Origin of the sequence: Amycolatopsis sp. SID8362, from assembly GCF_010550475.1 — a bacterium.
In the GTDB taxonomy this organism is placed as follows: domain Bacteria; phylum Actinomycetota; class Actinomycetes; order Mycobacteriales; family Pseudonocardiaceae; genus Amycolatopsis; species Amycolatopsis eburnea.
Genome location: NZ_JAAGNB010000352.1, coordinates 1 through 7,609 on the forward strand (window position 1 = coordinate 1; position 7,609 = coordinate 7,609).

Here is a 7,609-nt window from a genome sequence, read left to right on the forward strand (position 1 = left end):
CGCGGGTGCCCGCCGGGGCAGGAACGCCGCGACCGCCAGTGCGATCAACGCCGCCGCCGAGCCCATCGCCAGCACCAGCCGGAAGCCGTTCTGCGACGGCAGGGTCACCGGTCCGAAGCCGATCGTCCACCGCGCGAGGACCTGCCCCGCCGTCGCGCTCGAGACCGACGTGCCGATCGAGCGCATCAGCGTGTTGAGGCTGTTCGCCGCCGCGGTCTCCGAAACCGGGACCGCGCCCATCACCAGCGCCGGCATCGCGCCGTACGCCAGCCCGATGCCCGCGCCGATGACGCTCGACACGACCACGAGCTGCCAGGTCGCGCTCATCAGCCCGATGCCCAGCGCGTACCCCGCCGCGACGACGACCGCGCCGAGCATCAGCGTCGTCTTCGGGCCGCGCGTGCGGGAAACGCGCGCTGACACCGGGGCCAGCGCCATCATCACCAGTCCCGACGGCGCCATCACCAGGCCCACCGCCAGCATCGACTTGCCGAGGCCGTAGCCGGTCGCGGCCGGCAGCTGCAGGAGCTGGGGCAGGACCAGCGACATCGCGAACATCGCGAAGCCGAACACCGCCGACGCGATGTTCGTCAGCAGCACCTGGCGCCGCGCGGTCGTGCGCAGGTCCACCAGCGGCCGTGCGGTCCGCAGTTCCCAGCGGCCCCACAGCAGCAGGACGACGACCGCGGCCGCGAACAGGCCCAGCGTCGCCGCGCTGCCCCAGCCCCAGTCGGCGCCTTTCGAAATCGCCAGCAGCAGGCACACCAGCGCGATCGACAGCCCGGCCGCGCCCGGCACGTCGAACCGGCCGCCGGTGCGGACCGGGGACTCCGGCACCAGCGCGACGACCAGGCCGACCACCACCAGCCCGAGCGCGGCCGCGGTCCAGAACAGCACGTGCCAGTCGGCGTTTTCCGCCAGCAATGCCGCGGCCGGCAGGCCGAGCGCGCCGCCGACGCCGAGGGACGCGCTCATCAGCGCCGTGGCCGAGCCGAGCCGTTCGGTGGGCAGCTCGTCGCGCATGATGCTGATCCCGAGCGGGATGACGCCGGCCGCGAGGCCCTGCAGTGCCCGGCCGGCGACCATCGGCGCCAGGCTGTCGGACAGCGCGCCGATCGCCGAACCCGCCACCAGCGCGCCGAGGCTGAGCAGCAGCATCCGCCGCTTGCCGTACATGTCGCCGAGCCTGCCGACCGTCGGTGTCGCCACCGCGCCCGCGAGCAGGGTGGCCGTGATGGCCCAGGTCGCGTCGGCCGCGGAGGCGTGCAGCAGCCCGGGCAGCGCCGGGATCAGCGGAATGACCAGCGTCTGCATCAGCGAGACGACGATGCCCGCGAAAGCGAGGACCCCCACGACGAGGTTCGCGCGGGACGGCGCCTCGACGGCCGGGGCGGATGGGTCGGGCACGGGTCCTCCGTCGGGATGTCCGAATTAAATCAGTCGCTTGACTTAGCGTAGCAGCCTTCGGTTGACTGATCACGAACTGGAGGACCGATGACGAACACCGCCGACATCCCCGGGTTCCCGATGGCGCGCGCCGCCGGCTGCCCGTTCGACCCACCGCCCGCGGCCCGCGAACTGCAAGCCGAAGCGCCGCTCGCGCGCGTCCGGCTGTGGGACGGCAGCACGCCGTGGCTGGTGACCCGCTACGCCGACCAGCGCGCGCTGCTGGCCGATCCCCGCGTGAGCGCCGACGTCACGCGCCCCGGCTACCCGAGCCCGGCGCCGCTGCCGAAGGGCGGCACCGGCATCAGCTTCATCCTGATGGACAACCCGGAACACGCGCGGCTGCGCAAGATGGTGACCGCGCCGTTCACGATCCGCCGCACCGCCGCCATGCGCCCGGCCGTGCAGAAGATCGTCGACGACCGGATCGACGCGCTGCTGGCCGGCCCGAAGCCGGTCGACCTCGTCGAGGCGTTCGCACTGCCGGTGCCGTCACTGGTGATCTGCGAGCTGCTCGGCGTGCCCTACGCCGACCACGATTTCTTCCAGGACAACAGCAAGGTCATCATCCGGCGGGACGCGAAGCCGGAAGAACGGGCGGCCGGGCACCAGGCGCTCGTCGGCTACCTCGACCGGCTGGTGGGGGAGAAGCTCGAAAACCCAGCGGACGACCTGCTTTCCGGGCTCGCGGCCCGCGTGCGCGCCGGGGAGCTGTCCCGGGTCGAGGCGGCGCAGATGGGCGTGCTCCTGCTCATCGCCGGCCACGAGACGACGGCGAACATGATCGCGCTCGGCACGCTGGCCCTGCTGGAGCACCCGGACCAGCTGGCGCTGCTGCGCGAGTCCGACGACCCGGCGCTGGTCGCGTCGGCGGTCGAAGAACTGTTGCGGTACCTGAACATCACGCACAACGGCCGCCGCCGCGTCGCGCTCGAGGACATCGAGATCGCGGGGGTGACCGTCCGGGCGGGCGAAGGCCTGATCATGGCCAACGACATCGCCAACCGCGACCCGGCGGCGTTCCCCGGCGGCGACCGGCTCGACCTGACCCGGGACGCGCACCGGCACGTCGCGTTCGGCTTCGGCGTCCACCAGTGCCTCGGCCAGCCGCTGGCCCGGCTCGAACTGCAAGTCGTCTACGGCACGCTCTACCGGCGGATCCCGACGCTCGCGCTGGCGACGGACGTCGAGCGGATCCCGTTCAAGCACGACGGATCCGTGTACGGCGTGTACGAGCTGCCGGTCACCTGGTGAAGCGCGTCAGACGCTGCGCAGCACCGAGACGACCACGCCCAGGATCGCCGCCCGGTCGCCGTCGATGACGTCGTAGGCGGGGTTGCGGGGCTCGAGGTAGACGTGCCCGTCGCGGCGGCGGTACACCTTGACCGTCGCCTCCTCGTCGATCATCGCCGCGACGATCTGGCCCGAGTGGGCCTCGTGCTGCTGCTTGACCACGACGATGTCGCCGTCGCAGATGGCGGCGTCGATCATCGAGTCACCGCGCACGCGCAGCCCGAAGACGGTGCCGCGCCCGGTGAGGTCGCGCGGCAGCTTGAGGACGTCGTCGACGTGCTCGACGGCCGAGATCGGGGTACCGGCGGCGATGTCGCCGACGACGGGCACCGGGACCGAGTCGCTGTCCTGGCTCGGCGCGCTGCCGTGGAGGAACGCGCGGACGTCCATCGGGCGCGACACGCCCGCGCCGCGGCGCAGGAACCCCTTGTCCTCCAGGCTCGCCAGGTGCTTCGACACCGACGACGTCGACTGCAGGCCGACCGCTTCGCCGATTTCGCGGGTGCTGGGGGAGTAGCCGTACCGGACCACCCAGTCCCGGATCGCCACGAGGATCTTCTGCTGCCGTTCCGGCAGGGCCGCGGCGTCGAGGTGCTCGAAAGTGTCGTCGTAGGTGGTCACCGGCGTGATCCTAGAGGCCCGCGCGCCGCGACCGCCGACCGGTCCGCCCCGGCGGGTCCCGCTGACCGGAACACCGGGTGACGGTTGGCGTCTTACCAACATGAACCGGCACTTTGCCATCTGTTGACCTAAGTGCCCTTGCGACGTATGGTCTAGACCACAATTTCCTTCGCTCGCACCACATCCCGTCGCGGCGGGCCTCCTCGGGTGGCCCGGACCGCGGCTTCGCCGTGCCCGGCGGGAGGCGAGCCTGTCCCCGAAGGAGCTGGGATGAACCGCAAACTGGTCGCGGCCGCGACGGGAGCCCTGCTGGCACCGGTACTGGTGGTGGTGAGCCCCGCCGGCGTCGCGAGCGCGCACGGCTACGTGAACTCCCCGGCCAGCCGGCAGGCGCAGTGCGCCCAGGGCACGGTGCCGTGCGGCGAAATCAAGTACGAGCCCCAGAGCGTCGAGGGCCCGAAGGGGCTGCAGTCCTGCAACGGCGGCAACGCGCAGTTCGCCGAGCTCAACGACGACAGCAAGGGCTGGCACGCCTCGCCGGTCGGCACGACGGCGACGTTCACGTGGACGTTCACCGCCCGCCACCGCACGGCGAACTACGAGTACTACGTCGGCGGCCAGAAGGTCGCGGACATCAGCGGCAACAACGAGCAGCCGCCGGAAACCGTTTCGCACCAGGTGAACCTGTCCGGCCACACCGGACGCCAGACGGTGCTGGCGGTGTGGAACGTCGCAGACACGGCGAACGCGTTCTACGCCTGCATCGACCTGCAGGTCGGCTGAGCCGCCGCCCGCCCGGGAGCGCGCGGCTCCCGGGCGGGCGGTTTTCCCATGCGGGCGGTTTCCCCGTGCGATGCGCGGCCGCGGCGGGACGCGGCGATCATCAGATCGTGAACCCGCCCGTCAGGGCTTCGCCGTGGTGCGGGTGTCCCGGTACGCCAGGATTCCGTCCACGCCGCGCAGGAAGGTCTCGCAGATCGGGACCGGGTCGGTCAGGCAGCCCGCGGCCATGGCGCCGTCGCGGAGGAGGACGAAGTGGCGGGCCGCCGGGCCGGGAGCGGGTTCGCCGGTCGCAGCCAGGAGTTCGGTGACGGTTTCCAGGAACCACTGCCGGTGCGCGAGCACCGCCTGGTGCACCGGGTGGGCCGGGTCGGGGTACTCGGCGGCGGCGTTGAGGAACGCGCAGCCGCGGAAGCCGGGGGAGCGGATGCCGTCCGCGATCGACGTCGCGACCGCGCGGACGATGTCGGCCGGGGCGCCGCCGGAGGCGCGGGCGGCGGCCACCTGGGCGCGGATGGCGTGGTCGGCCTCGGTCAGGTAGGCGACCAGCAGGTCGTCCTTGCTGGGGAAGTGCCGGTACAGCGTGGCGCGGGTGACGCCGGCGTCGGCGATCACCCGGTCGATGCCGACCGAGTGGAGTCCCTCGGTGTAGAACAGCCGGCTCGCCGAGGAGAGCAGCCGGGCTCGGGCTTCGGACACGTGAACTCCTGCCTCGCGGTGCTGCACCCAGGCTAGCAGATAGAACGGTCGGTCTTGACGGATGTGCTGGGTGCTGCCATAGTCGCCATCACGAGATAGAACGATCTGTCTACCTGACTTCGGGAGCACCCATGACCACCCGCACCGTGCCGGCCGACGGCGTCGCGCAGTCCCTGCGACGGCTCTACTTCGCCCGCTTCGCCTTCGCCGTCGTCTGGGCCGGCCTGCTGTTCACCACGGCGTCGAGCCTCGGCCCGGTCAGCGTCACGCTGCTGGTGCTGTACCCCTTGTTCGACGTCGCCGCCGCGGTGGTCGACGCCCGGTCCTCCGGCGCGGGCCGGCCGGCACTGGGGCTGTACGTGAACGTCGCGGTCAGCCTGCTCGCCGGCGCCGGGCTGGCGTTCGCCGTCGCGTCCGGCATCCCGGACGTGCTGCGCGTGTGGGGAAGCTGGGCGATCGTGGCCGGCGCGGTCCAGCTCGTGGTGGGCGTCGCCCGGCGCGGCCTCGGCGGGCAGTGGCCGATGATCCTCAGTGGCGGGATCTCCGTGCTGGCCGGCACTTCGTTCGTCCTGCAGGCCGCGAAGGACGGCGCGTCACTGACGACGTTGGCCGGCTACGCGACGCTGGGCGGCGTGTTCTTCCTCGTCTCCGCGCTGCGGCTGGGGCGAGCGGCGAAGAACGCGGGCTAAACGGCGACCGGGTACCTGAAGAGCAGTCACACCGGCGAGGTCATCGCGGCGGCGAGCACCGTCATCCGCCGCTGACTAGGCCTCGTGAAGCAGGGCCGGGTCGGTCGCGACCGCGCGGAGGCGGGCCAGCATGATGCGGGCGACCCGGTCGTAGCGGCTGTCGTCGTCGAAGAGCACGGCGTCTTCGGCGGCGACGCGGGCCAGGGCGTCGAGTTCGAACGCGAGGTCGGCCGGGTCGACGTCCGCGGCGATCTCGCCCAGCTCCTGCGCTTCGGAAGTCGTTGCCGCGTAAAGGGTCTGCCAGTCTTGGCGGGCCGAGGCGATGGTGTCCCGGACGCGGCCGGGGCGGGCGTCGAACTCGGCGGCCGCCGAGGTGAAGAAGCAGCCGCCGTCGAACACCGGCTGGCGGGTGTAGCGCAGCCACGACTCGCCGAGTGCCCGGACGCGCCGGATGCCCGCCGGTGTCCGCCTGGCCGGGCGGACGACCTTCGCCGCGAAGACCTCGATCGCCGCCCGCACGGTCGCGAGCTGCAGCTCCTCCTTCGACCCGAAGAGCGCGAACACCCCGCTCTTGCTGACGTCGAGTTCGACCGCCAGCCGCCGCACGGACAGGCTCTCCAGTCCTTCCACCGAGGCGATGTTCATCGCCCGGTCCAGGACGAGCTGCCGTGACTGCATGCCGCGCAAGATCCGCTTGTCCACCCCGTCAGCATAGCGGATGGGTGGACAGCCGTACTGGGAAGTACGCCTCAGCCACTGAAACATCGTGGCCAAGACGCAAAAGTTCCAGTACGGTCGTCCACATTGTTTGACCGAAGGAGCTGAGCATGCGAGCAGTGCGCCAGGACGAGTGGGGTTCACCGGACGGCATGAGACTGGTCGAGACCGAGGCGCCGGTGCCGGTCTTCGGCGAGGTGCTGGTCGAGGTGCGGGCGGCCGGCGTGAACCCGGTCGACTGCTACACGGCACTGGGCCAGGCCTACAACCGCGTCCTCGACCTGCCGTTCGTCCACGGCTGGGACGTCGCGGGCGTGGTGGCGGAGGCCGGCTACGGCACCACGCGGTTCCGGCCCGGCGACCGGGTCTTCGGGATGCCGTGGTTCCCGCGCGCCGCGGGCGCCTACGCGGAGTTCGTCACCGCGCCCGCGCGGCACTTCGCCGCCCTGCCCGCCGAGCTCGACTTCGCGGCGGGGGCCGCGTTGCCGCTGGCCGGGCTGTCCGCGTGGCAGATGCTCGTCGACGTGGCGGGGGTCCGGCCCGGGCAGCGCGTGCTGGTCACGGCCGCGGCCGGCGGCGTCGGCCACCTCGCGGTCCAGATCGCGAAAGCGCTCGGCGCGTACGTGATCGGCACGGCCAGCGCGGCCAAGCACGCGTTCGTGACGGCGCTCGGCGCGGACGAGGTCGTGGACTACACCACGACCGACGTCGCCGCGGCCGTCCGCGACACCGACGTGGTGCTCCAGATGTTCGGCGGCGACGCGGCTTTGGACGCGCTCCGGTGCCTTCGCCCGGGCGGGATCCTGGTCAACGCCCAGAGCGCGTGGACCCCCGGGATGCGCGAGCGGGCGGCGGAACTGGGTGTCCGCGCGTCCGGGTTCCTGGTCGAGCCGGACCACGTCGGCCTCGCCGCGCTGGCGGATCTGGCGCGCGAAGGCGCGCTCAAGGTGCACGTCGGCCGCGAACTGCCGCTGTCGCAAGCGGTCGAGGCGCACCGGATCGTCGCGAGTGGACGGACGGTCGGCAAGGTCGTGCTGACCGTGGGCGGGCCGGCGTGAGCCCGGCGGCCACCTTCGTCCTCGTCCACGGTGCCTGGCACGGACCGTGGGCCTGGGACGGGGTCGTACCCCACCTGCACGCCGCGGGCGCGCGCACGATCACCCCGGAACTCGGCGCGGGCGGCCTCCACGACGACGTCGGCGCGGTCCTCGACGCCCTGCCGGACGGCGAAAAAGCCGTGCTGGTCGGGCACAGCTACGCCGGCCTGGTCGTGCGGGAGGCGGCCGACGCGCGCCCCGGCGCCGTCGGACACGTCATCCTGCTCGACGGCTGGGCCGGACCGGACGGCGCGAGCCTCCTCGCCC

9 protein-coding genes are annotated in these 7,609 nt (G+C 72.4%); 5 read left to right on the plus strand and 4 right to left on the minus strand.

Annotated elements, in window-relative coordinates; genetic code table 11:
* Nucleotides 1-1,407: MFS transporter (locus G3I65_RS11655; RefSeq protein ID WP_160696118.1), on the minus strand; the 1,407-nt coding region annotated here is incomplete at its 3' end.
* An 87-nt stretch (nt 1,408-1,494) separates the two neighbouring features.
* On the opposite strand from G3I65_RS11655, the gene G3I65_RS11660 reads away from it, so the two are divergent.
* On the plus strand, nt 1,495-2,700 hold the full coding sequence (locus G3I65_RS11660; protein ID WP_160696119.1) for a cytochrome P450: 1,206 nt from the start codon (nt 1,495-1,497) through the stop codon (nt 2,698-2,700).
* A 6-nt stretch (nt 2,701-2,706) separates the two neighbouring features.
* Here the strand turns inward: G3I65_RS11660 and lexA are convergent, their stop codons facing one another.
* On the minus strand, nt 2,707-3,360 hold the full coding sequence (gene lexA, locus G3I65_RS11665; protein WP_160696120.1) for a transcriptional repressor LexA: 654 nt from the start codon (nt 3,358-3,360) through the stop codon (nt 2,707-2,709).
* Between the two features lie 270 nt (nt 3,361-3,630).
* On the opposite strand from lexA, the gene G3I65_RS11670 reads away from it, so the two are divergent.
* Nucleotides 3,631-4,143 (plus strand): lytic polysaccharide monooxygenase auxiliary activity family 9 protein, encoded by a 513-nt coding sequence (locus tag G3I65_RS11670; protein ID WP_160696121.1) that lies wholly within the window; start codon nt 3,631-3,633, stop codon nt 4,141-4,143.
* A gap of 120 nt (nt 4,144-4,263) precedes the next feature.
* Here the strand turns inward: G3I65_RS11670 and G3I65_RS11675 are convergent, their stop codons facing one another.
* Nucleotides 4,264-4,839, minus strand: a complete 576-nt coding sequence (locus G3I65_RS11675) for a TetR/AcrR family transcriptional regulator (protein WP_160696122.1) — start codon at nt 4,837-4,839, stop codon at nt 4,264-4,266.
* Nucleotides 4,840-4,970: 131 nt separating this feature from the next.
* On the opposite strand from G3I65_RS11675, the gene G3I65_RS11680 reads away from it, so the two are divergent.
* Nucleotides 4,971-5,528: a hypothetical protein gene (locus G3I65_RS11680; RefSeq protein ID WP_160696123.1), complete on the plus strand. Its 558-nt coding sequence runs from the start codon at nt 4,971-4,973 to the stop codon at nt 5,526-5,528.
* Between the two features lie 75 nt (nt 5,529-5,603).
* On the opposite strand, the gene G3I65_RS11685 is transcribed toward G3I65_RS11680, so the two are convergent.
* On the minus strand, nt 5,604-6,230 hold the full coding sequence (locus G3I65_RS11685) for a TetR/AcrR family transcriptional regulator (RefSeq protein WP_309235406.1): 627 nt from the start codon (nt 6,228-6,230) through the stop codon (nt 5,604-5,606).
* A gap of 125 nt (nt 6,231-6,355) precedes the next feature.
* Between G3I65_RS11685 and G3I65_RS11690 the strand changes: the two genes are divergently transcribed.
* Nucleotides 6,356-7,303, plus strand: a complete 948-nt coding sequence (locus G3I65_RS11690; RefSeq protein ID WP_160696124.1) for an NADP-dependent oxidoreductase — start codon at nt 6,356-6,358, stop codon at nt 7,301-7,303.
* The coding region (locus G3I65_RS11695) for an alpha/beta fold hydrolase (RefSeq protein ID WP_160696125.1) at nt 7,300-7,609 on the plus strand (310 nt) is incomplete at its 3' end. The genes G3I65_RS11690 and G3I65_RS11695, both read left to right, overlap by 4 nt.